The sequence below is a fragment of the Rossellomorea sp. FS2 genome, from assembly GCF_047915635.1.
Taxonomy (GTDB): domain Bacteria; phylum Bacillota; class Bacilli; order Bacillales; family Bacillaceae_B; genus Rossellomorea; species Rossellomorea marisflavi_A.
In genome coordinates, this window is the sequence record NZ_JBLRVS010000001.1 from 1,301,735 (window position 1) to 1,323,392 (window position 21,658).

Annotated in this window: 18 protein-coding genes; all 18 read right to left on the minus strand. The window is 48.4% G+C overall.

What is annotated here, in order from left to right; genetic code table 11:
• Positions 1-118: 118 nt before the first annotated feature.
• The gene (locus tag ACNA6I_RS06845; protein WP_048003993.1) at positions 119-1,078 is read right to left on the minus strand and encodes an ABC transporter permease; all 960 of its coding nucleotides are present in this window, start codon (positions 1,076-1,078) and stop codon (positions 119-121) included.
• Positions 1,079-2,128 (minus strand): ABC transporter permease, encoded by a 1,050-nt coding sequence (locus tag ACNA6I_RS06850; RefSeq protein WP_048003994.1) that lies wholly within the window; start codon positions 2,126-2,128, stop codon positions 1,079-1,081.
• Positions 2,121-3,656, minus strand: coding sequence for an ABC transporter ATP-binding protein (locus ACNA6I_RS06855; protein WP_048003995.1), 1,536 nt, complete (start codon positions 3,654-3,656; stop codon positions 2,121-2,123). Before ACNA6I_RS06855 ends, ACNA6I_RS06850 begins: the two co-directional genes overlap by 8 nt.
• A 206-nt stretch (positions 3,657-3,862) precedes the next feature.
• The gene (locus ACNA6I_RS06860) at positions 3,863-4,954 is read right to left on the minus strand and encodes a BMP family lipoprotein (RefSeq protein WP_048003996.1); all 1,092 of its coding nucleotides are present in this window, start codon (positions 4,952-4,954) and stop codon (positions 3,863-3,865) included.
• Positions 4,955-4,997: 43 nt separating this feature from the next.
• Positions 4,998-5,723 (minus strand): GntR family transcriptional regulator, encoded by a 726-nt coding sequence (locus tag ACNA6I_RS06865; RefSeq protein WP_048003997.1) that lies wholly within the window; start codon positions 5,721-5,723, stop codon positions 4,998-5,000.
• A 394-nt stretch (positions 5,724-6,117) separates the two neighbouring features.
• Complete coding sequence (locus tag ACNA6I_RS06870) at positions 6,118-8,463, minus strand: FtsK/SpoIIIE family DNA translocase (RefSeq protein WP_053427249.1); 2,346 nt, start codon at positions 8,461-8,463, stop codon at positions 6,118-6,120.
• Positions 8,464-8,641: 178 nt separating this feature from the next.
• Positions 8,642-8,848, minus strand: a complete 207-nt coding sequence (locus tag ACNA6I_RS06875; RefSeq protein WP_048003999.1) for a YlzJ-like family protein — start codon at positions 8,846-8,848, stop codon at positions 8,642-8,644.
• Positions 8,845-9,585, minus strand: coding sequence for a ClpP family protease (locus tag ACNA6I_RS06880; RefSeq protein ID WP_048004000.1), 741 nt, complete (start codon positions 9,583-9,585; stop codon positions 8,845-8,847). The genes ACNA6I_RS06875 and ACNA6I_RS06880 overlap by 4 nt, the downstream gene beginning before the upstream one ends.
• A 116-nt stretch (positions 9,586-9,701) precedes the next feature.
• On the minus strand, positions 9,702-11,378 hold the full coding sequence (locus ACNA6I_RS06885; protein ID WP_416313105.1) for a ribonuclease J: 1,677 nt from the start codon (positions 11,376-11,378) through the stop codon (positions 9,702-9,704).
• A 249-nt stretch (positions 11,379-11,627) separates the two neighbouring features.
• Positions 11,628-12,497, minus strand: a complete 870-nt coding sequence (dapA, locus tag ACNA6I_RS06890) for a 4-hydroxy-tetrahydrodipicolinate synthase (RefSeq protein ID WP_416313224.1) — start codon at positions 12,495-12,497, stop codon at positions 11,628-11,630.
• Entirely contained in the window at positions 12,494-13,750 is a 1,257-nt protein-coding gene (gene dapG / locus ACNA6I_RS06895) for an aspartate kinase (RefSeq protein ID WP_048004002.1), read from the minus strand. Before dapG ends, dapA begins: the two co-directional genes overlap by 4 nt.
• Before the next feature lie 86 nt (positions 13,751-13,836).
• Entirely contained in the window at positions 13,837-14,883 is a 1,047-nt protein-coding gene (gene asd / locus ACNA6I_RS06900; RefSeq protein WP_370294520.1) for an aspartate-semialdehyde dehydrogenase, read from the minus strand.
• A 146-nt stretch (positions 14,884-15,029) separates the two neighbouring features.
• Positions 15,030-15,623 carry a dipicolinate synthase subunit B gene (locus tag ACNA6I_RS06905; RefSeq protein ID WP_048004004.1) on the minus strand — a complete coding sequence of 198 codons (594 nt, stop codon included), beginning with the start codon at positions 15,621-15,623 and terminating at the stop codon, positions 15,030-15,032.
• Positions 15,620-16,519 (minus strand): dipicolinic acid synthetase subunit A, encoded by a 900-nt coding sequence (gene dpaA, locus ACNA6I_RS06910; protein ID WP_048004005.1) that lies wholly within the window; start codon positions 16,517-16,519, stop codon positions 15,620-15,622. Before dpaA ends, ACNA6I_RS06905 begins: the two co-directional genes overlap by 4 nt.
• A gap of 165 nt (positions 16,520-16,684) precedes the next feature.
• Entirely contained in the window at positions 16,685-16,918 is a 234-nt protein-coding gene (locus ACNA6I_RS06915) for a YlmC/YmxH family sporulation protein (protein WP_048004006.1), read from the minus strand.
• A gap of 89 nt (positions 16,919-17,007) precedes the next feature.
• Positions 17,008-18,249 (minus strand): M16 family metallopeptidase, encoded by a 1,242-nt coding sequence (locus ACNA6I_RS06920; protein WP_048004007.1) that lies wholly within the window; start codon positions 18,247-18,249, stop codon positions 17,008-17,010.
• A gap of 47 nt (positions 18,250-18,296) precedes the next feature.
• A complete protein-coding gene (locus tag ACNA6I_RS06925) occupies positions 18,297-19,265 on the minus strand; it encodes a polysaccharide deacetylase family protein (protein WP_048004518.1) in 969 nt (322 codons plus the stop codon).
• A 108-nt stretch (positions 19,266-19,373) separates the two neighbouring features.
• Entirely contained in the window at positions 19,374-21,494 is a 2,121-nt protein-coding gene (gene pnp, locus ACNA6I_RS06930) for a polyribonucleotide nucleotidyltransferase (protein WP_048013096.1), read from the minus strand.
• Positions 21,495-21,658 lie beyond the last annotated feature (164 nt).

A 21,658-nucleotide genomic window follows, 5' to 3' on the forward strand; every position in this document is an offset into this window, starting at 1 on the left:
ATGTTTGCCACACGCATTTACAAGCATCTTCCTCCGTTGGTAAAACCTTAATGGACTATTATATGTGTTTATCGCTGTAAACATGCAAAAGGAGCCCTTGTTGAAGGGCTCCTTTTCATTAACGACTTCCTTTGATATACGGTGTTCCAAGGGCTTTCGGTGCATCTGCACGTCCGATGAACCCTGTAAGCGCCAGGATCGTGAGGACGTAAGGCGCAATCAAGAGATAGACGCTCGGTATATTCTCGAATAGCGGCAGGCTGCTTCCGATGATGCTGAGGCTTTGGGCGAATCCGAAGAAGATCGCTGCACCCATGGCGCCTAGCGGATGCCACTTCCCGAAGATCAGGGCAGCCAGGGCCATGAAGCCTTGTCCACTGATCGTAGCATGACTGAAATCGGACGAAATGGACTGTGCGTATACCCCTCCCCCGATACCAGCGAAGGCTCCGGAGAGGATGACGCCGATATACCTCATGCGCGTCACATTGATACCCATCGTGTCGGCTGCCATCGGGTGTTCACCAACGGATCGCAGGCGCAAACCGAATGGCGTCTTGAACATGATGAACCAGACGAGGAATGCAGCGATGATCGCCACAAAAGGCGGCCAGTACGTGTTGCTGAAGAAAATGTCGCCGATCACCGGGATCTTATGGAGCACTGGCACATCAATCTTCGAGAAACCTTCTGAAATGATGTCTGTTTGCCCTTTTCCATAAATGCGCTTTACAAGGAAAAGCGTCAGTCCAACGGCAAGGAGGTTGATCGCCACACCGGAAACGGTCTGGTCTGCCCTGAAGCTGATCGAAGCGACCGCATGCAGGATGGAAATCAATGCCCCGGCAAGCATACCCACAATAAGGGATACCCATGGGGTGGCCGCACCGAACGTATCGGCAAACGCAAGGTTAAAGACGATGGAAGAGAAGGCTCCGATGACCATCAATCCTTCGAGGCCGATATTGACGACCCCGGACCGCTCTGAAAATGCTCCACCCAGTGAAGTGAAAATAAGTGGTGCTGCCCATAACAATGTTGATGGAATAAGTATGGTTAAGATATCAATGAACCCCACTTATTTCACCCCCTTTTTTCTGAATCGTTGAATCATATAACGAATGATGTAACCTGATGCCACAAAGAAGATGATGAGGGCGATAATGATATCGACAAGCTCATTCGGAATTCCTGCATCAAGCGGCATATTCAAGGCTCCTACTTTCAAGCCACCGAACAGGAGTGCCGCGAAGATAACCCCGATTGCTGCATTTCCGCCCAGAAGCGCGACTGCAATCCCATCAAATCCGACCCCTGTGAATCCTCCCTTGATGGAAGCGTACCCGAATGTCCCGAGTGCTTCCATGGATCCGGCGAGTCCCGCAAACGCTCCTGAGATGACCATGGAGAGGATGATATTCCCATTTACGTTCATTCCAGCATATTGAGACGCATTCTGGTTGAATCCGACCGCACGCAGTTCATATCCGCGAGACGTCTTCTCAAGAAGGAACCACATGATGAATGCACACGCGAGGGCAATGATGATCCCCCAGTGGAGCCGTGAGAAGTCCGTGATGGATTCGAGGAATGGCGACTTGAGGGAAGCTGATTCCGCTACATAATCGGTCCGTTCCTTCCTGTCTGTCAATACATCACGCACGATGGCATTCGATGCCTGCAGGGCAATATAGTTCATCATGATGGTTACGATGACTTCGTGCACCCTGAATCTGGCTTTCAAAAGTCCTGGCACGAATCCCCAGAGGGCTCCGGCCAATGCCGCTGCGATGACAGCGAGAGGCAGATGGATGAACTTCGGCAGATCGCCAAAGGATGTTCCCACCCATACGGCGGCGAGCCATCCTACGATGAGCTGGCCTTCGACCCCGATATTGAACAAGCCTGTCCTGAATGCAAATGCAACGGCTAGACCCGCCAGGATCAGAGGCGTCATTTGACGGAGGGTTTCCCCGACGAAGTAGACTTCCCCGAAGATCCCATCCCACAGTGCGGAATACCCTTCAATCGGGTTATATCCGCTGACGAGCATGATGATGGTTCCTGCAAGAATGCCAAGTACTACCGAAATGATAGGGATCAATATATTAGTTAGACGATTAGACATGTGATGTTTCCCCCGTTCCTTTCCCTTTCGAACCAGCCATCAGGAGACCGAGCTCCTGTTCCGTCGTTTCTTTCGGATCGACGATTGCGACAATCTGCCCTTCATAGATCACAGCAATCCTGTCGCTTACATTCAGGATTTCATCGAGTTCGAACGAAAGCAGCAATACGGCTTTTCCATTGTCCCGCTGTTCAATGAGACGCCTATGAATGAATTCGATTGCCCCAACATCGAGGCCACGGGTAGGCTGGGCTGCGATGAGAAGATCCGGATCTTTATCGACTTCCCTTCCGATGATCGCCTTTTGTTGGTTCCCCCCGGACAATGATCTTGCCAGTGTGTATTCCGACGGCGTACGAACATCAAACTCTGCGATGATCTTTCTTGCATGATTGTAAATATTCTTATAGCTGAGAATCCCTTTATTTGAATACGGCTTTTTATAGTAGTTTTGAAGAACGATATTTTCACCGATCGGGAAGTCCAGTACCAGCCCGTGCTTATGGCGATCCTGCGGGATATGTCCGACACCCGCTTCATAGATTTTCCTCGGTTTCATATTCAATATCTCTTTGCCATTCAGTTTGATCGAACCGCTGTCTGCTTTCATGAGCCCGGTGATGGCCTCGATCAGTTCACTTTGACCGTTTCCGTCAACTCCTGCAATGCCGAGGATTTCCCCTGCTTTCAGGTCGAGATTCAATCCTTTGACGACCGGTACATTCCGGGAGTCCTTCACTTGAAGGTCGCGAACTTCGAGAACCACATCCTTAGGGGACGCAGGAATCTTTTCCGTTTTGAACGTGACTTCCCTTCCTACCATCAGGCTCGCCAGATGGTTCGGATTCGTGTCTGACACACTGACAGTCCCGATCCCTTTCCCTTTTCTGATAACGGTTACATTATCGCACACTTCCATGATTTCCTTTAGTTTGTGAGTGATAAGGATGATGGATTTTCCTTCTTTGATCAACGTCTTCATGATCTGGATCAGCTCTTTGATCTCCTGCGGCGTCAGGACGGCGGTCGGTTCATCAAAGATGAGGATTTCAGCACCGCGGTAGAGCGTTTTGAGAATCTCCACCCTCTGCTGCATCCCGACTGAAATATCCGATATCTTCGCAGAAGGATCGACCCTCAGGCCATACTTCTCTGAAATGTCCGATATCTCTTTTTCTGCTTTTTTGATATCCACCGTGGCACCGGATTTTGGTTCCCGGCCAAGGATAATATTCTCCGTTACAGTGAACGTATCAACGAGCATGAAATGCTGGTGGACCATTCCGATCCCGAGATCATTGGCAATGTTGGGATTCGTGATGTCCACTTTTTTCCCCCGTACGCGGATCTCACCCTGTTCAGGTTGATAGAGGCCGAACAACACGTTCATCAACGTGGACTTACCGGCTCCATTTTCACCAAGAAGCGCATGAATTTCACCTTGTTTGAGCTGGAGAGTAATATTGTCGTTAGCTACGATGCCAGGGAACTCCTTTCGGATATTCAGCATCTCGATTACATAATCCATTTTATTCACTCCTTGCGATAGGCTAGGGACAATTTATCTAGTAGTTAGAGGTCAGACCTTAAGATTGATTTCCCTTGTAAAAAACTAAGTGAAAGATAGAATCGGTTTCTACCCTTCAATTAGATTTTTAATTTTCTTATATTTTGCTGCAAAAAAGGGATAAGAGACCGGCTATCCTTGGCCCGCTTATCCCCAATGAACTACAATCAGTTGGCTTTGAAGCTTTCAGCGTCTTTGATGGAAGAAGGTACTTCCACGTCACCGCTCTTGATTTTTTCTTTCCACTCATCAACGGCTTTCACGACTTCGTCTTTGTTGGAAAGTTCTTCGTTCACTTCCGCAAGACCTACACCGTCTTCTTTAAGGCCGAACAGGATTTCTTTCCCACCAGGGAAATCTCCGTCCTTCGCTTGAGTCGCTACATCTTTCACTGCATTGTCCACTCGTTTAAGGGCAGAAGTCAGGACGATATTGTGGTCGCCCACTTTTCCTTCGTCTACCTGGTCAGAATCGACACCGATCGCCCAAAGCTCACGGGAAGGATCTTTTGCTTTCAGATCACGTGCTTCTTTGAATAATCCATTACCTGTTCCACCAGCTGCGTGGAAGATGACATCTACTTTAGAAGAGTACATTTTTGAAGCAATCGTCTGTCCAAGCTCTGCTTTATCGAAAGCACCAGCATAGTCTGCAACGATTTCTGCATCAGGGTTGCTTGCTTTGACACCGGCGATGAATCCTGAATGGAAACGCTCGATAACCGGGCTCTCCACTCCGCCGATGAATCCGATTTTATTGGTTTTGGTAGCAAGACCAGCCGCTACTCCTGCAAGGAAAGAAGCTTCTTGCTCTTTGAACATGATGCTGGCAACATTCGGTTGTTCTACAACTTCATCCACAAGGGCGAAGTGAGCATCCTTCTGTTGGCTGGCGATATCTTCGATCGCACCTTTCATCATGAATCCAATTCCATATATCAAGTCAAAGTCTTGGCGAGCCAAGTTGTTCAGGTTGGTAGCATAATCAGCATCGGATTGGGATTGAAGGTAATCGAATCCTTTTTTCCCTTTTTCCAAACCGTTTTCTTTCCCATAAGCTTGAAGGCCTTCCCAAGCTGATTGGTTGAATGATTTATCATCAACACCGCCGACATCTGTTACCATTGCCACTGTGAAGTTATCATCCTTGCCTTTACCGTCACTTGCATTATCTTTGTCATCGCTTGTCCCACACGCACCGAGAATTGTTCCTGCAGCCAACACGAATGACATCGCCAAACCAAATTTACGCTTTTTCACCTGAGTACCCCCTAGTATTGTTATAAATTAGTAGAAAGGCGGATCATACACGCTTCCTAAGCACGTGAAAGCTGAACTTATCCGAGCGGAAGTAGTTCACCGAGTAGAGGATCGGTTCATCATTCTCACTGAAGTGCATCTGTTTCAGCACAAGGAGTGCCGTTTCAGGCTCGCAGTTCAAGATCGGGGAGATTTTATCATGATATCCGAGAGGCTCGATATGTGCGCCCGCATATGTGATTCTCTTATTCTCCCTTTTCTCCAGAACAGAGAAGATGGAATTGTCTTCATGGGTGAAATTCCGAGGCATGATTCTCGCCGGGATCTTATCCATGCAGTAGACGACAGGTTCCCCATTCGCCGTACGCACCCTCTCGATGAGGATGACATCCTCTGGTTCTTCCAATGAGAAGCGTTTCATATCTTCCTCGGTTGCTTCCTGGGTCGTCGAGCTCAAAAAAATAGTCCCCGGATCCATCCCAGCCTGCCTGATCATATTGGTCACGCTGCTGAGCTGTTCGATACCCGAAGTGAACAGGGGTTTGGCATTGACAAATGTACCGACTCCATGCCGCCTGACGATGACACTCTCTTCCTCAAGGATCCTGAGTGCCTCCCTCAGCGTAGCGCGGCTAACGCCGAGCTGTTTGGAAAGGTCGAATTCGGAAGGAAGTTTTTCTTTCTCTCTGTACATCCCCGCTTCGATGTCTTTCTTCAAGCGATCAATGACCTGCAAATACAAATGCCGATTGTCTGTCTTAATTGTCAACGGAACCACCACCAAATTTTCTCAAGTCATCAGACCTCTGATGTATATCTTTCCTACTAATCGAAAATACTATAACACTTTTCAAAACATAAATAAATAGCATTGTGTGATTTTGTCGAAAAAAATGATTTATTAAAAAATTTATCTTCCAACTGTCCTGTATTATGGAAAAAACGCTTGATTTTTTCATGTTTTTATCATTTAATCCTTTGTTTTTTACGTTTAGGACCCCGATATGTAGCAATCTTCATATTAGTGAAATAATACGCTCTTAAAGAAAGCGATACCAATAGTATAACCCATTGGTGGATAACTTTTTTGATCGGACAAAAAAACCGCTTGAGCAGGTGCTCAAGCGGGGTCTTTCAGCTCATGTTTCAAAAGGTATGGGCTATTAGGAGGATTGTTCTTCAGATGGTTTACCCACGAGTACGCTTCGGGGCTTGCTTCCTTCATATGGCCCGACGACTCCCCGCACCTCCATTTCATCAATGATCCTGGCGGCTCTCGTATAGCCGATCCTGAAACGTCGCTGCAGCATGGATACAGAAGCGGTCTGCATTTCAGCAATCAATTGGACTGCATCATCATACAGCTCATCTTCCGCTTCCCCGCTGCCGGATTCTTCCTGGACTTCATCCGGGATCATTTCTTCCTGATACTGTGCTTTTTGTTGGGATATGACGAAGTCCACGACTTCTTCGACCTCTTCATCGGATAAGAAGGCTCCCTGTACCCTGGTTGGTTTGGAAGCCCCGACAGGCATAAAGAGCATATCTCCCCGCCCAAGGAGTTTTTCTGCTCCGCCAGAATCGAGGATGGTTCTTGAATCTGTCATGGAGGATACAGCAAAGGCAATCCTTGAAGGGATATTCGCCTTGATGACACCTGTGATGACATCCACCGACGGTCGTTGTGTGGCAATGATCAAATGGATCCCTGCAGCACGGGCCATCTGCGCAAGACGGGTAATGGCATCCTCTACATCGTTCGATGCAACCATCATCAAGTCGGCAAGCTCGTCGACGATGACCACGATATAAGGAAGAAGCGGCTGTTTATCTTCGTTCTCAAGGTTTTGTCTTTTGACATAGTCATTGTACCCTTCAATATTCCGCGTCCCTGTATGGGAGAAGAGCTCATATCTGCGCTCCATTTCATTCACGACTTTTTTCAATGCCTGAGAGGCACGCTTTGGCTCCGTCACGACGGGCGCCAGCAAGTGGGGAACTCCGTTATACACATTGAGCTCCACCATTTTGGGATCGATCATCATGAGTTTCACCTCATGGGGCTTGGCCCTCATGAGAATACTCGTGATGATGCCGTTGATGCACACACTCTTCCCGCTACCCGTGGCTCCCGCTACAAGGAGATGGGGCATCTTATTCAGTTCGGCAAGTACGGCTTCCCCTGTAATATCCCTGCCCAATCCGATCTGGAGTTTTGAGTCAGGTTTGTTTTTTTCCTTTGATTCGAGCACTTCCCTGAGGGATACCATGGCCACTTCCGAATTCGGCACTTCGATTCCTATGGCCGATTTCCCCGGTATCGGTGCTTCGATCCTGATGTCTTTTGCAGCGAGCGCCAATGCGAGATCATCGCTGAGATTGACGATGCGGCTCACCTTCACCCCGACATCCGGGTGCACTTCATATTTGGTTACGGCAGGCCCAAGATGGACTTGAGTCACCTTCGCTTTGACACCAAAGCTTTGGAAGGTGCGTTCGAGCTTTGCGGCATTCGCGTGGATCAGCTGGTATTCGTTGCTCTGATCTGTCTTTTTCGGACTTTTCAACAGAGAAATCGACGGAAGCTTATAATCTTTATTTTCAACTTCGGTGAAGGTGATCGGAGGAGCATCATCTTGAACGCCCTTATCAGTTGAATCATCTTTCGGCTCCCCTGCTACCGGCTCTTCTTTATCGGAGCGTTCATGGGCATAGGCCTTCTCGGCAAAATTCGATATGATCGGTTCACGGGTATCGACCTGAGGCTCAACATCTGGTATCGGATCGACGGAAGGCACCTTCGTTTCCTTCTCCTGCATTTTCTTTTCAACAGCTGGCTTTTCCAGCTTCTTTTTCGCTTTTTCTTCTTTCCATTCTGCCATATCCACCTTGAATGCTTCCCACTGGGAGGTGATGAATGCCCCGAATCTTTTTCCGATCCGACCGAGTACATCCCCAAGGGATCGACCGGTCACCAGGATGATCCCGATGATGATGAAGGTCGCACTCATGATCCGTGCCCCCTGTGAATCAAAGAGGAAATAGGACACGGCGAACAGGACGCTGCCGATCATCCCGCCTCCGATGTCGGAGGTGCTGGATTCTCCCCTAATATCCATCCAATAGAGATCCCATGTGTTCATGATGACACTCGGATGCTCAAAGGCACCATCATTGCTCAGCAGATCGAAAAGCTTCACGTGGCTGAGGAGCAGGAAGCTCGCGACGATGATATATATCCCTACCAATCTCCTGCTGAAGAGAAGCGGTACTTCCCGTTTCACCATCAGGTATCCCGCGATGTAGATCATGAGAAGCAAGGCTGCCATATACCATTCTCCCATGAAGAACCTGAAGAAATGGACGACGGCTCTTCCCACCGCCCCCAACTTGATGACGGAGATCAAACTGAGCGTCAACAGCATCAAGCCGGTAATTTCATATTTTATGGTCTGCTTCAGTGCGTTGGTGTTCGATCCCTTTTTTTTCCTTTTCTTTTTTTTCGCCAATTGAATTCACCTAAATTCTTAAGAAGTCTTTCGGATTATGTACGTGAAGATGAAGAAAGGGCTGACCCTTATCGGCATCCTTCGTCGCCACAGGTGTCAGTCCCCATCCGTCAAGTTCATCTTATGTCTCTTCTTTAGTATACCATACCCTTCATGGTGAAAGAATCCTCTTTATGCCTTAATTACCAAGGATCATTCCGGGAGAGAATCGGCTATCGAGGAAATGGGAAGGATCACTGCTCATCACTCTTAACACACGGTAGTTCTCCTCTTCCTTCTGGACCATCAGCGGCACTCCTTCATAGTCGATCATCATCTGGGAGGCATAGACTTCCGGATCTGTCGCGAATACGGCTTCCTGGGGGATGATGGTGTAGAGGATCATTGGATCAATCCCTCTTCTTCATCTGTTCGGTTCAGTTCGATCAGCTCATTGATTTTTTTGATTGCCTGACCGATCCCTCCGATTCCATTGATGAGTCCGTATTTGACCGCATCATCACCGACGACGTTCGTTCCGATATCACGGGTCAGATTCCCCTTTGCAAACATGAGGTCCTTGAAATCCGATTCGGAAATGTTGCTGTGCTTGGTTACAAAGCTCACGACACGATCCTGCATCTTATCGAGATACTCGAAGGTCTGCGGCACCCCGATCACGAGACCAGTCAATCGTACGGGATGGATCGTCATGGTGGCAGTGCTTGCGATGTATGAATAATCACATGAAACAGCAATTGGGACTCCTATGCTGTGCCCTCCTCCGAGAACGAGGGATACTGTCGGTTTCGACAGAGAAGCGATCATCTCTGATATGGCAAGACCTGCTTCCACATCTCCGCCTACGGTGTTAAGTATGACGACGAGCCCTTCGATTTTAGGATTCTGTTCAATTGCTACGAGCTGAGGAAGGATATGCTCATATTTCGTTGTTTTATTTTGTGGGGGGAGCTGCATATGACCCTCGATCTGTCCCACAATCGTCAGACAGTGAATATTTGAATCCTGTGAAAGCTGGGGCACATTCGTTTGCCCAAGCTGCTGGATCTTCTCCATCAAGCCTGACGGTTTATCTTTATCATCCTTGCCCGGCTGATCTTCCTGTTCCATTCTTGTATCCATTCAGTCCAACTCCTTTTCGCTCAGTGCTTACCATTATTATTTAATAAAGGAGAGGATTTATACCCGTGCGTAAAACGGAAAGGCTATCTGCATGGTCAACAGATAGCCTCTTCGGATTAAACTTCCATGATGATTGGGAGAATCATCGGTCTTCTTCTCGTTTTATTGTATAAGAAGTAGTTGAGCTGGTCCCTTACATCCTGCTTGATGGTCGTCCATTCGAATGACCCTTTCTGGAGATAATTATGAACCACACTCTCGACGATCTCTGACGCTTTTTCAATGAGGGCTTCTGATTCCCTCACATAAACAAATCCTCTGGAGATGATTTCTGGTCCTGCAACAATGCTCTTTGATTTCCGGTTGATTGTGACGACGACAGTGAATACACCATCTTCAGAGAGGAGTCTTCTGTCCCTGAGGACGATATTGCCGACATCCCCCACTCCTATCCCATCGATCAGGACATTACCGGCCTGGACCCTGCCACCCATCCTCATCTTCCCGTCTTTATACTGGAGGATATCTCCCTTGTCGAGGATGAAGATCTGCTTGAAAGGAAGACCGATATCATGTGCGATCTTACTATGGGCAATAAGCATTTTATATTCCCCTTGAATCGGGACGAAGTATTTCGGTTTCATGATATTGAGCATAAGTTTCAGGTCTTCCTGTGAGCCATGGCCGGAAACATGCACCTTCTTATCAGCGGTCAATACTTCCGCTCCCGCTCTGTACACCATGTCGATCGTTCTTCCGGCTATCACTTCCATGCCCGGTGAAGGTGTCGCCGTGATCAAAACGGTATCTCCCTTCTCGATGTTCACATGCCTGTGGGAACGCTTGGCCATACGCTGAAGGGCCTCGAATGGTTCTCCGTGTGAGCCGGTGGCAAGGATGACCACTTCATCACTTGAATAGTCGCCAATCTGGTCGATCCCTATGATCAAGTCTTCCCGTACATGGAGATACCCAAGCTTCAGGGCGACATCGTACACTCGCTTCAGGCTTTTACCGACGACAACGACTTTCCTCTTGTTCTGTTCAGCTGCATCAAATACCTGCTGCAGCCTGATGAGATTCGAAGCGAAGCATGCTACGATCACCCGGCCCCTTGCTTTTCTGAACGCACTGTTCAGATGCGTTTCAATGGCGGATTCCGAAGTGGTGAAACCAGGTCTCTCTGCTTCAGTGCTATCCGACAGAAGACAGAGGACACCCTCCTCCCCAATCTGCGCCATCTTTCCGAGGTCCGGGCGATAGAAGTGCTTGGCGGACTGATCGAACTTGAATTCGCCTGTATGCACGATGGCCCCTTGGGACGTATAGATGCAAACACCGACTGAGTCCGGTATGCTGTGAGTCGTCTTGAAGAACGTCACATCCACACCGTTGAACTGAAGCCTGCTGTCCGAATGAATGGTGTAGAACTTTACGTCGGTGCGCACCTGCTCATCTTTCAGCCTTGCCTTCACAAGGGCATTGGTCAATCTAGTCCCGTAAACCGGTGCCCGTACCTTATCCAGTAGGTAAGAAATGGCCCCGATGCTGTCTTCATGACCATGGGTCAGGAAGATCCCTTTTACTCTTCCCCGGTTTTGTTCAAGGTATTGGATATCAGGTATCACGATATCGATCCCGAGCATTTCATTTTCAGGGAACATCAGCCCCGCATCGATGACGAAAATATCTTCATCGACTTCTACAATATACATATTCTTACCGATTTCCCCTACTCCGCCCAAGGGGATGATTTTGATTTCCTCGTGTTTCACTCTGCTATTACTCACCATTATGTCCTCCTATGTTGTGCTTTCCCCGATCTTATATCAGTTAGGATCATTATAAAGGAAACCCTTTTCATAATACAACCAAAATTATCCTCTACCTTCTGGCTGACGTCTATGTAGAAAAGTGCACGTTCGAATATGTACTATTTCGTGAATGGCCGATAGGAATCCTCCTTTGCCCTTGAAATTTCTCTCAGAGAACACCCTTATATGACGAATGGCCCCGGCAAACATGCCGGAGCCATTGTTTATTCATGATAAAAGTTTGCTGAGGCTCTTCCTTTCATCTTCCGTCAGTGGAATCAACGGAAGACGGACGGAACCGACATCAAGACCCTTAAGCTGCAGGGCGGTCTTGACAGGTCCAGGGCTCGGGGTGGCAAATAGCCCTTCCATCAAAGGCAGCAACTCTTGATGAAGTTTCGCTGCCCGACCCGTATCTCCGGAGAAATGGGCCTCCGTCATCTGCTGAATTTCTTTCCCGATGATATGGGAAGCAACGGAGACGATCCCATCGGCACCGATTGACAGCGCAGGCAAGGTCAGACCATCATCCCCACAATACACGAGAAAGTCGTCAGCAGTAGACGCGATGATCTTCGTCATGGCACCCAGATCGCCGCTTGCTTCTTTCACCGACATGATATTCGGCACTTCCGATAATCGAATGATGGTATCCGGTGAAATGGTGACAGCGGACCTGCCAGGAACATTATAAAGCATGACAGGCAAGGCGACGGCGTCTGCGACTTCTTTAAAATGGCGGAACATGCCTTCCTGGCTTGGTTTACTATAATACGGTGCGACAAGCATGATGGCGTCGACACCGATTGCTTCCGCTTTTTTGGATAGATCGATGGATTCTTTTGTATTATTGCTTCCGGTACCCGCGATGACAGGGATTCTGCCATCTGTGATTTTGACTGCATGGCGGAATAATGCCAGCTTTTCTTCCTTTGTAAGCGTCGGGGATTCCCCTGTTGTCCCGGCAACCACGAGGGAATCAGTCCCATGTTCGATCAGATAGTTGATCAACTGAGTTGTTTTATTGAAATCGATATTTCCTTTGCGATCAAACGGTGTGACCATCGCTGTTGATACACGGCCAAAATTCACAACTATTCACTCTCCTCAAATTGATGCGCTAACCAGGCAGCATCCCTCTCTTGCAGTTGAAAGGCATCATGAAGGGCATTGATGGCATTCACAAGATCATGTTCTTTAACGAGTACCCAGATGGTTGTATGGCTGTCTGCAGACTGCAGAATCCTGATACCTAAATCAGATAGAGCGGACACGATGACGGATGTAATTCCCGGCACACCTGTCATCCCCGCTCCAACCACTGATACCTTCGCACATTCCCGTTCTACATGGGGAAAATGACCGAGCCCTTTCAAGACGGCTATGGCACGGTCGCTCAAAGTCGAAGATACCGTATAAACGACTCCACGGGGGGAGATGTTGATAAAATCCACGGAGATCCCTTCCCTCGCCATCGCCTTGAACACTTCCGCCTGCAGATCATATTGATCCTTGCGGGCGAATACCTTGATCTGCGTTAGGGACTGTACATGGGCGATGCCAGTGACGGGGTGACTCCTGAAATGTTCATGGTCCTTCATGGAACCAGGCGTGGTGACGAGGGTACCCGGGTCTTTAGAGTAGGTGGACCGGATCCTGATGGGCACATTCGAGTTCATGGCGATTTCAACCGCTCGCGGATGAATGACCTTTGCCCCCTGGTACGCCATATTGCATACTTCATTATAGGAAACGACCTTGATGGGCCGCGCCCTGGATGAAATGCGCGGGTCCGCCGTCATGATTCCCTCCACATCGGTGAAGATATCGATATACTCGGCCTTCAGGGCGACACCGAGGGCTGAGGCGGATGTATCGCTCCCGCCCCTGCCGATCGTCGTTATATCCCCCCCGGAGGTCGCACCTTGAAACCCGGCTACCACTACGGCGTCATGAAGATCAAGCTCTTTTTTGATCCTTTCGCAATCCATCTCCATGATCCTGGCGTTACCGAAGTCATCATTGGTTCGAAATCCTGCCTGGGCTCCGGTCAGGGCGGTGGAACACACCCCATTCTCCAGGAGCATATTGGAAAAGACGAGACTTGAGATGATTTCACCGCATGATAATAATAAGTCCTGTTCCCTTTTGCTGATCCTTGTGCCTCCTCCCCCTATGAGTCCGAGGAGGGAGTCTGTTGCATACGGCTCCCCTTTTCTGCCCATGGCGGAGACGACCACGACCACCTTATACCCTTCACTGATAGCTTCCTTTGTATGGGCGATGGCTTTGAGCCTTGTTGATTCATCCCTTACGGAAGTACCCCCGAATTTCTGGACGATCACTTTCATGTCTACACCTCTTCATCGATGGTCAAGAGGTAGATGGGGATGATTGCTTGAGTTAGTCGTCGTCTGTTGCTTCGTTCCTCTTCTGCTTATTTTACCAGACCCAATTTCAATAGGCTTTCAGCAATCTGCACTGAATTCCAGGCAGCGCCTTTCAGAAGGTTATCGGATACGATCCACATATGGAATCCGTTGTCCTCATCAAGGTCTTTTCTCACGCGTCCGACAAAAACATCCGGCTTCCCAACTGCATCAGCAGGCATCGGATATATTTGTTCCTCAGGAACATCCTGAAGGGTGACCCCCGGAGCTTCCGTGAGTTGCGCATGAATATCCCCCACCGAAATGGAGTCCTTTTCAATCTCAATATATACACTTTCAGAGTGACCTGTTACTACTGGAAGTCTGACACATGTGGCTGACACCTTCAAATCAGGTTGATGCATGATCTTTTTCGTTTCATTGATCATCTTCATTTCTTCAAATGTAAAACCGTTCTCCTGGAACAGATCAATCTGAGGAATCACATTATACGCAATCTGATAATGTTTTTTATCCCCTTTGACCGGCAGGACGCTCGGTTCAAAGGATTCTCCCGACAGGATGGCCTGTGCCTGATCATTTAATTCATCTATGGCGACTGCACCGGCACCGGATACAGCTTGATACGTGGACACGATCACCTTCTTCAGCCCATAGGCTTTACGCAGTGGCTCGAGTGCGGCAACCATCTGGATTGTTGAACAGTTCGGATTGGCGATGATGCCTTTATGACGTTTCAGATCCTCTTCATTCACTTCAGGTACAACCAGCGGAACTTCGGGGTCCATGCGGTAGGCACTTGTATTGTCGACTACGATCGCACCCCTTTTCACTGCCTCGGGGGCAAGAAGCTTGGATACACTTCCTCCTGCACTGAACAGGGCAATATCCACCCCTTCAAAGCTCTCGGGCTTTGCTTCAGCCACCGTATATTCTTTTCCTTTAAAGGAGACTGTTGAACCTGCCGAACGGGCAGAAGATAGTAAGATCAGATTTTTTATCGGAAAATCCCTTTTCTCTAATGTTTCCAGCATTTGCTGCCCGACTGCCCCGGTTGCACCGACGACTGCCACGTTTAATTCCGTTGTTTTCAAAATCCTCTCTCCTTCCAAAGCATTCATAATAGCAATTTAGCCATTTACTATAATAAAGTATATTCTAACATAAAGAATCTTCTTTCAATAGACTCTTTTTCGTACAAGGAAAAGAAGGCTACCCAACCGGAAGCCTTCCCTTGCTATCAATCCAGATATCGTTCGATTACGACAGGTTGAAGCTGCCTTCCTTCCATCGCGGCTTCAATCGTCTCCTGGGTCAGGCTCATCCGTGCCACCATGGATTTCGGCTTTTGCTCCGGAGCATCCTGGCCGAATGGGATGAAATAGATATCCTTTGTGGAAATCAGCCTCATCAGATTGATACCGTTAAGCCCCAAGGCATCATTCGTCGAGATGCCAAGTACAACGGGACGATGGTTCCTCAATGTCGCCTTTGCCGCCATCAGGACCGGGGAGTCGGTCATGGCGTTGGCAAATTTACTCATGGTATTGCCTGTAAGGGGAGAAATCACCATGCAGTCCAGGGGAATCTTTGGACCCAGTGGCTCTGCCTTCACGATGGAATCTATGACTTTATGGCCTGTTACGTCTTCGATTCTCTTGACCCAGTCCTCCCCTTTTCCAAACCTTGTATTCGTGTTCATCATGGTCGACGAGACGACAGGCAAGACATCCGCACCGCCGTTGACCAGCTTCTCGATTTGAGGAAATACTTCATCATACGTACAGTGCGAACCAGTCAGACCAAATCCGATTCTTTTTCCTTTAATGCTCACGTAGAACTCCCCTTTCCTTTATTTCGATCATCCATCAGCTTGCAGAGAACATTGGCCAGGATCTGACCTGCCGTCTTCGGTGCCACGATTCCGGGGAGACCCGGGGCAAGGAGCGCCTTGATGCCACGCTTCTCGGCAAATCTGAAATCGGTCCCTCCCGGTTTTGAAGCAAGGTCGATAACGAGGATATGAGAGGGCATCTTTGCAATGACCCCGGGTGTGATGATGGGAGCCGGAATGGTATTGATGCAGATATCGCATTGTCCGATGTGCTTATCCAACTGATTCAATTGGAAGGAATCCAATCCCATCTCTGATGCCCTTGCCAAGTGCTCGGTTTTCCTTGCTCCCACCTTCACCCTTCCTCCAAGATGATGGAAGGTCCTTGCCACACTCATCCCCACCCGTCCAAGCCCGAGGATGACGATGTTCGAACCGTGGATGGTGAAATCCGTATGTTGAATGGCCATCATGATCGTGCCTTCTACTGTCGGGATGGAATTATAGATGGCGACGTCATCCCTTTCGAACAGCTGAATGAGATCGCGTTTTGATGCATCTACGATCCCATTTAAATAATCGTTGGTGATCCCGGAGTAGATCGTGCAATGGTCAGGGGTCCTGCTTAGGATTTCTTCTGTCAACACGACTTTTTCATTCGAAAAGATGGTTTCGATCTCCCCTTGAAGATTCGTTCCCGGAACCGGTAAAATGATGGCGTCCATCATGGAAAAATCAATTTCACTCATTTTCTCTTTCGTAGCCCCGGTGAATGCATGATCCAATTGTTCGAAACCGACAAGGGATATCTTTGCATCCAACTCAGTAAGTTTACGGATGATCTCCAATTGGCGAGCATCTCCACCCAGAACTGCGATGTGCATTCCGGTCAACATCAGTGCTTTCACCTACTTTTACCATAATCGCATCTTCTTTATGCCTCTCACTTCTTCAGTCTATGTATAGAGCACGTACAGGGTGAGCAGATGCCTTGTGCCTTCCTTTCTTTCACCCTTATGATCCCGTCCTATGAAAACAAAAAAACGGGTTTCCCCGTTTTTTCATTCCCTGGCCACTTCCAGGATGATCATATCCGTTCCGATGGTCCTGATCATATGCCAAGGGACGCGGATTTCACCGCTCTGCTTGCGCATCCACTTGCCCATGGGAATGATCAAGGCATCGATCTGACCCGATCGATGATCGAATTCCAGGTCTGTATGTCCCAGGACCCCCAATCTTTCGGCCCTGCCGTAATCCACGATTTCCTTTCCGCTCAATTCACTCAGTCTCACTGGCTTCCCCTCCCTGTATTATTAATGTATACAACCCCCTCCTAAATCAGAATCAAAAAAACAGGCCAGCTTTTGCTGACCTGCATTCATCATGTTCTCATATTGGACGGCAGAGTCCCATCAGGACTGATCAATGCCGCTGCATAGTCGTCCGTAAAAATCTCATGAGTCAATTGATTCACCTTATCGATGGTGACGCCATCGATTTCATCGACAATCTCATCCAGCGTCCGGTGCTGTTTCAACAACAGTTCATTTTTGCCGTTACGGCTCATCCGGCTGTTGGTGCTTTCAAGACTCAGCATCAGATTCCCCTTCAACTGTTCCTTGCTGTTGAGGAGTTCTTTTTCCGTGATGCCCTCTGCCTTGAGTCCTTTCAGTGTGGAATCGATCGTATCGAACAGCTCATCAAGCTGGTTCGCCCCTGTCCCTCCATAGATGGTGACCATCCCACTATCTTCATGGGAGGAATGATAGGAGAATACAGAGTAAGCCAGCCCACGTTGCTCCCTTACCTCCTGGAACAGGCGAGATGACATGCTGCCTCCGAGTACATTGTTCAGAATGATGAGGTTATAGATATCGGGATGACCGATTTGAAGGCCGTTATACCCAAGGCATAAATGGGCCTGCTCCGTATCCTTCTTACGGGCAAGTTTATTATAGTAGAATTGAGGTTGTTCACGCTCATCGCGGCCCTTTCCCCCTTCATAGGAACCGAAAAGCTTCTCCACCTCTTTGATGAAGGACTCGTCTACATTTCCTGCAATGGAGACCACTACCTGGTCAGGGGTATACATGTCATGCATATACTGTTTCAGCTTTGCCTGATTGAACGTATCAAGTGTCTCTTCCGTTCCAAGGATCGGATAACCCAGTGGATGATCTTCATAAACCGCTTTACTCAGTAGATCATGAACGATGTCATCAGGCGTATCTTCGTACATTTTGATCTCTTCGTACACCACATTCTTTTCCTTTTTCAATTCCTCTTCCACATAAGTGGAATGGAAGAACATATCCGCTAGCGTATGTAAAGCATAGCCGGCATGGTTATCGAGCACCTTCGCATAATAGCATGTGTATTCCTTTGATGTGAAGGCATTTACCTGGCCGCCAATACTGTCGAATGATTCGGCGATTTCCCTGGCCGACTTCGTTTTCGTCCCCTTGAAAAACATATGTTCAAGAAAATGTGAAATCCCGTTGTTTTCTTTTGTTTCGTTGCGTGAACCTGCACCGATCCAAACCCCGATGGCGACTGATCGGACCGTCGGGATTTGTTCGAGCACAATTCGCAGTCCATTTTGGCAAGTATATTTCTTAATCAAAAAAGTTCCTCCTAGTCTTGATGTACCTATCCTTACTATATCCTCTCTCAAGGAGAATTATCTCCCCCCTCAAGGATTCTTTCTTCTTTCACTAAACTCGAGACCGTCCCGAGCCTTAATTCCTTTTCTTTGACCTGGACGATGAGGGCGTTCAGGGCGTTTGCGGTAGACGCAGTGGGATGCATGAGCACTATGGCCCCTTTATGCATTTTCCCCATCACGCGGTCGATCAAGACATCCGGACTCGGCTTTTGCCAATCGATCGTATCCACACTCCACATGATGGTCCTCATATCCATCTCATCGGCGATTTCCACCACTTCGTCCCGGTAGCTTCCACTCGGAGGGGCAAACCATTTGACCTTTTCCCCAGTGGTAACCTCGATAATATCATTCGTGCGCTTCAGTTCATCCTTCACCTTTGAGGTTTGCAGGGATTTCATATCGGGATGGGAATAGGAGTGGTTTCCTACTTCATGTCCCGCTTCGACAATCATCTTGGCAAGCTTTGGATTATTCTTCACCCAGCGCCCCTCAAGAAAGAAGGTGGCATACACCTGGTGCTTCTTGAGGGTCTCCAGAATATCAGGGATATACTCATTACCCCAGGCAACATTGATGATGAATGCAGCCATCGGTTTCTCTGGATTCCCTCTATACACAGGAGAAGGCGGGAGGTCTTCCAAATGCTTCGAAGGCTCCAACTGCTTCCACACAAGTTTATCATCATCAAAGGTTCCTGTCTTCTTCATTTGCTTATAGGAAGCCTCTATATCCAAATCGAGACCATTATAGCCGGGTGTCGCCTTCCACACCGGATCAATCACGGCGTCTTGTGGCTTGATCTCCTTGGATGCCTTTTGCTCGATTTGCTGCATAAGGTCGCTCTTATTGGAAGTTGCCGTCACCGACTGGCCTTTAAGATGCGCAACATATTGATTGGTCAAAGGGTTTTGTACAGCCGCTAAAGTCAGAATAGCAATTACAGGTAGTGCTATCAAGTATTTTCTCCCCATTTGCATTCACCGTCCTCCCTTTATAGTATGAAAGGATGGGACAAGGTAGAACGCGCAAAAAGCCGCCTTGCGGGATGCGATCCCAACAAGACGGCTTGATCGGCAACATTATGCCTGGTTTTGCTCTTCTTTTTCACGCTGTTCCTTGAGGACGGCCTTCCTTGATAGGTTGACACGACCTTGATTATCGATATCCAACACCTTCACAAGGAGCTGATCACCGACAGCGACAACGTCTTCGGTTTTACGGACGCGCTCTTCAGCAAGCTCGGAAATGTGGACAAGCCCATCTTTTCCTGCAAAGATTTCGACGAATGCACCGAACTTCTCTACGCGCTTGACTTTTCCAAGATACATTTGGCCAGGCTCTACTTCCCTGACAATATCTTCGATGGTCTTTTTCGCTTTTTTGTTGCTCTCTTCATCGGTAGACGAGATGAAGATGGTCCCATCCTGCTCGATGTCGATCTTCACGCCGGTTTCATCAATGATCTTATTGATCTGTTTACCGCTTGGTCCGATGACGTCGCGGATTTTATCCGGATTGATGTGCATCGTAAGGATCTTGGGAGCATAAGCGGAAAGGGACGTCCTTGATTCAGAAATCGTCGCAAGCATGCTGTCCAGAATCTGCATGCGCCCTTTTTTCGCCTGTTGGAGTGCTTCTTCAAGAATTTCCCTTGAAAGGCCATCGATCTTGATGTCCATCTGCAGGGCCGTTACCCCTTTGGATGTACCCGCCACCTTGAAGTCCATGTCTCCAAGATGATCTTCCATGCCCTGGATATCGGTCAGGATGGAATAATGATCGCCCGATTTGATCAGACCCATCGCAATACCTGCAACCGGTGCCTTGATTGGAACACCTGCATCCATCATCGCCAGGGTGCTTGCACAGATACTCGCCTGGGATGTAGATCCGTTGGACTCAAGAACTTCGGATACAAGTCGGATCGTGTACGGGAAGTCGGATTCATCCGGGATGATCGGATCAAGGGCTCTTTCACCAAGGGCTCCGTGCCCGATTTCACGACGGCCAGGGCCACGGATCGGTCCGGTTTCTCCCACGCTGAATTGAGGGAAGTTATAGTGGTGCATGAATCGCTTGGATTCTTCGATGCCCAGTCCATCAAGGACCTGGACGTCACCAAGGGCACCCAGTGTACAGATGCTGAGGGCCTGGGTTTGTCCACGTGTGAACAAGCCGGAACCATGCGTTCTCGGAAGGAGACCCACTTCAGAGGAAAGGGGACGGATTTCATCCACTCCACGCCCATCAGGACGGACTTTATCTTCCGTGATCAAACGGCGGACTTCATTTTTCACAAGCTTGTCCAGCACCTTTTTGACCTGCTTGAGCGTATCGTCATCTGCTTCTTTTTCTTCATAAACAGAGATGACTTTATTTTTCACTTCTTTGATCGCTTCTTCGCGTGCATGTTTTTCTTGGACCTGGATGGCCGGGATCAATTCGCTCTCACATAGGGAGCGCACTTCCGTTTCGATGACTTCATCCAGTTCGAACAGTTTGATTTCAAGTTTCTCTTTACCCACTTTTGCGATGATTTCTTCCTGGAAGGCAATCAGCTTTTTGATCTCTTCATGTCCGAACATGATCGCTTCAAGCATCGTCTCTTCAGGAACTTCATCTGCCCCTGCCTCAACCATGTTGATAGCATCCTTCGTACCAGCTACAGAAAGGTGGATTTCACTCTTCTCAAGCTGCTCCACAGTTGGATTGATAATGAACTCTCCTTCGATCAGCCCGACGACAACTCCTGCGATCGGTCCTTCGAATGGGATATCCGACACAGATAGCGCCAGGGAAGATCCGAACATAGCAGCCATTTCGGATGAGCAGTCTTGATCGACACTCATGACCATGGAAATGACTTGCACTTCATTACGGAAACCGTCGGCAAATAGTGGACGGATCGGTCTGTCGATCAGTCGGCTGGCAAGGATTGCCCGCTCACTCGGACGTCCTTCACGTTTGATGAAACCTCCAGGGATCTTACCTACGGCATAAAGCCTTTCTTCGTAGTTGACTGTCAAAGGGAAGAAATCTAACGGTTTCGGTTCCTTTGAAGCTGTTGCACTGCTCAGTACAGCGGTATCTCCATATCTTATCAGTGCAGCACCATTGGCTTGCTTGGCAAGCTGGCCGACTTCGACGGTCAATTCACGTCCGGCCCAATCAATGGAAAATGTTTGTTTAGTCTGTTCCATCTTTTGTACCCCTCTCTTTATATATCACTTAAAGGCATCAATGACGCATGCCTGTATGATTGTTACGTACATTTTTTATAAAAAGGAGCCTCGTCACCTCAGGTACGGTTCAGGCGGAAGGCTTACCTCGTTCATCCTATTATGTATTGTAGACAAAACCGTTT

What these genes read in the sequence shown, in the direction of transcription:
- ACNA6I_RS06850 (WP_048003994.1), bottom strand. Translation starts at nt 2,128, where the DNA reads ATGTCTAATCGTCTAACTAATATATTGATCCCTATCATTTCGGTAGTA.
- ACNA6I_RS06855 (WP_048003995.1), bottom strand. Translation starts at nt 3,656, where the DNA reads ATGGATTATGTAATCGAGATGCTGAATATCCGAAAGGAGTTCCCTGGC.
- ACNA6I_RS06875 (WP_048003999.1), bottom strand. Translation starts at nt 8,848, where the DNA reads ATGATCCTCTACACCATCATCCCCCAGGAAGCCGTATTCGCGACAGAT.
- ACNA6I_RS06880 (WP_048004000.1), bottom strand. Translation starts at nt 9,585, where the DNA reads ATGGATACAAGAATGGAACAGGAAGATCAGCCGGGCAAGGATGATAAA.
- ACNA6I_RS06885 (WP_416313105.1), bottom strand. Translation starts at nt 11,378, where the DNA reads ATGGTGAGTAATAGCAGAGTGAAACACGAGGAAATCAAAATCATCCCC.
- dapG (WP_048004002.1), bottom strand. Translation starts at nt 13,750, where the DNA reads ATGAAAGTGATCGTCCAGAAATTCGGGGGTACTTCCGTAAGGGATGAA.
- dpaA (WP_048004005.1), bottom strand. Translation starts at nt 16,519, where the DNA reads ATGTTGACCGGAATGCACATCGCAGTTCTGGGTGGAGATGCTCGCCAA.
- ACNA6I_RS06925 (WP_048004518.1), bottom strand. Translation starts at nt 19,265, where the DNA reads ATGGGGAGAAAATACTTGATAGCACTACCTGTAATTGCTATTCTGACT.
- pnp (WP_048013096.1), bottom strand. Translation starts at nt 21,494, where the DNA reads ATGGAACAGACTAAACAAACATTTTCCATTGATTGGGCCGGACGTGAA.